At 70.6% G+C, this 3,214-nt stretch carries 2 protein-coding genes; both read left to right on the top strand.

Annotated elements, in window-relative coordinates; translation table 11 throughout:
- Positions 1-206: 206 nt before the first annotated feature.
- Entirely contained in the window at positions 207-2,552 is a 2,346-nt protein-coding gene (locus tag AC2VNT_RS03400; protein WP_486945518.1) for an acyl-CoA dehydrogenase family protein, read from the top strand.
- Positions 2,553-2,580: 28 nt separating this feature from the next.
- Positions 2,581-3,214, top strand: a 634-nt coding sequence (locus tag AC2VNT_RS03395) for an acyl-CoA dehydrogenase family protein (RefSeq protein ID WP_486945517.1), incomplete at its 3' end; no start/stop codon positions are given.

Genomic DNA, 3,214 nt, shown 5'->3' with positions numbered 1-3,214 from the left:
CAGGCCGGAGCGGATCTCGGACTCCTGCAGGCAGTGGTCACCGAGGGGCCGCTGGACTTGGCGGCCACCGTAAGGGCGGGCGGGCCGCCCGCGACGGGGTTGCCATCTGCCGGTAACACACCCTGATCCTCGGGGACTCGCGCCGCTTCTTGCCAAGAGGCCCCGTCACGATGGACACTGATCGTAGGTAACTCACCAAGTTAACTATGTTAGGTTTTTCTGTGAACCAGTCCACCGAGTGGCGACCCCGGCTCCAGGAGTTGCTTGCCGACTACGTCCGTCGGCAGGCCGAGCCCAGAGCCGCAGCCAAGGCCGACGGGGTCAAGATTGACCGGGTCGCGGCCGCGCGAGCCTGGCATGCCGAGCTCGTGGACCATGGGCTCGCCGCGCCAGGATGGCCCAAATCTGCTGGTGGGCTGGAACTTTCCGTCGAAGAGCAGCTCGACTACTACCGGATGACCACGGCGGCCGGCGCGCCGCCACACCCGTGCCAGCTGTCGTTCATCCTCGCGCCCACATTGATCTCCCACGGCACACAGGAGCAGAAGGATCGTTTCCTGCGGCCGTTGCTGCGGGCCGACGAGTTCTGGTGTCAGGGATTCTCCGAACCGGGTGCAGGCAGCGACCTGGCGTCATTGTCCACCCGCGCGGTCCGCGACGGCGCCATCTATCGGATCACCGGCCAGAAGGTGTGGACGTCGATGGCCGACCGTGCTGACTGGATGTTCGCGCTGGTGCGTACCGGGCCGCCCGGCCGCAGCACCGACGGCATCACCTACCTGCTGATCCCGATGGACAGCCCGGGAATCACCGTGCGTCCGCTGCGCGACATCAGCGGTGGCGCGCACTTCGCCGAGGTGTTCTTCGACGACGTCGTGGTACCCGTCGACAATCGCATCGGCGTCGAAGGACAGGGCTGGTCGATCATGCGGACCTCGCTGGGCCATGAGCGCGCCACGGCATTCCTCGCCGACGAGTTCAAGTACCGCCGCACGGTCGACCAGGTGGTCAGGCTGCTGGTGACGCGCGGGCTCGACTCCGATCCGCTGGTGCGCCAGCACATCGCCCGGCTGGAGTCCGACGTGCACGCCATCGCCGCCAACAGCGCCCGGGCGCTGTCGGCCGTGCTGCGCGGTGAGGACCCCGGCGGGGTCGCTTCGGTCAACCGGCTGGTCAAATCGGAGTTCGAGCAACGCATGCATGCCCTGGCGTTGCGCGCCAGCGGTCCGCGCGCCGCGCTGGGCAGCCGCGCCGCCGACGCCGTCGACGGCGGGCGCTGGACCTACGGTTACCTGATGAGCCGCGCCACCACCATCGGGGCGGGCACCGCCGAGATTCAGCGCAATACCATCGCCGAGGCGGTGCTGGGCCTGCCGTCCCACCGAGGTGAAGGCACGCGGGAAGCGGCGGTCATTCCGGGTGCCCCGCTGGCCGTGACCGAGCCCACCGAAGTCGAGTTACGCGATGTGCTGGCCACGGTGCTGCGCACGCGTGTCGACGTGACCGCGCTGCTGGACCCCGGCCGGCGATTCGATATCGCTGACCCCGCGGTGTGGTCGGCGCTGGTCGACTTCGGGCTGCCTGGGTTGGCGGTCGAGGAATCGGCGGGCGGCGCCGGTGCCGCGCCACGGCTGCTGTATGCGGCCATCGAGGAGGCCGCCGCGGCACTGGTGCCCGCGCCGCTCGTTCCCACCGTCATCGCCCTCGACGTCGCCGTGCAGACCGGCGCCACCGCGGCCGCGAAGCGCATCACCGCCGGGGCTGCGGCCGCGTTCGCCGTGCCGCTCCACGATGACGGCTGGGTCACCAGCGGTATCGACCTGCCGGTCTGGGACGGCTCTGCACTCACCGGAGTCGTGCCCGTCGTAGCCGGAGCCCCGGTGGCCGAGATCCTGCTGGTGCTAGCCCGATCCGAGCGCGGCGAGGGTGAACTGCTCGTCGCCGTGGATCCCGGCGACGCGGGCGTGCACGTCGCCGCGCAGCAGCCGCTGGACCTGACCGCGACCATCGGTTCGGTGACGCTCAGCGGCGCGACCGGACAGCCGCTGAGCTCCGGCAGCACTCTTCGGCATGGTCTGCGCAGCGCCCGGCGGCGGGCCCTGCTGGCCGTGGCCGCCGACTCGGTCGGCGTCTCAGCGCGCGCGCTGAGCACGGCGGTGGCCTGGGCCGGTGAGCGTCAGCAATTCGGCCGACCGATCGGCAGCTTCCAGGCGATCTCGCACCGCTGCGCCGACATGCTCGTCGCGCTGGAAGGCGCGCGAAGCCAGGTACTGGCCGCCGCCGAGGCTGATCTCGACGCCGACGAGTCGGACTGCCTGGTCAACCTGGCCGCCGCAGCCGCCCTGGACGGCGCGGTCAGCGCCGCCGAGGCGACGATTCAGATCCACGGCGGGATCGGCTTCACCTGGGAGCACCCCGCCCATCTGCTGCTGCGCCGCGCTCAGGCCAACGCCGTGGCGGTAGGCCGGGCCGAGGCGCTGCGCGACCACGCCGCACGCGAGCTGCTGGCCTCGTTGCAGGAACAGCGCCTCGAACGGGCATTGGCACGATGACGAGTCGCTGACGGAGGGCACTAGACCGATGGAATACGGGACGGGTCCGGAACTGCAGGCCTTCCGCGCGGAGGTACGGCAGTTCATCGCTACGCATGCACCGGCGATCCCGCCGCGCGCCGGTGTCCGCAGTGCCGAGGACGCCCACGAGAATGAACTCCTCAATCAGTGGGCGGCCCGGCTCTATCAGGCCGGCTACGTCGGCGCGGACTGGCCGGCCGAATACGGTGGCCGCGACGGCTGGACGACTGAACACGGGGTGGTGGTCGGCGAGGAGCTGGCGCGGGCGCAGGCGCCCGGCCTACCCAGCGGTAACGTGCTGGCCGCCCAGGCGCTGATCGCCTACGGCACAGAAGAGCAGCGCAGCCGGCACCTGCCGGCGATCCGCGCGGGCCAGCAGAAGTGGTGCCAGCTGTTCTCCGAGCCTGGCGCCGGTAGCGACCTGGCCGCGCTGCGCACCAAGGCGGTGCTCGACGGGGGCATCTACCGCGTCAACGGTCAGAAGGTGTGGACGACCGACGGGCACTGGGCGCAGTTCGGCTACCTGCTGGCCCGCACCGACGCCGAGGCGCCCAAACACAAAGGCATCAGCGCGTTCATCTGCGACATGTCGGCACCCGGTGTCACCGTGCGTCCGCTGCGCGAGATCACCGGGACGTCGG

Source organism: Mycobacterium sp. TH-M15 (genome assembly GCF_057473705.1).
Note: the sequence above shows the minus strand (reverse complement) of the source record. Positions and strands in the feature narration are given on the sequence as shown.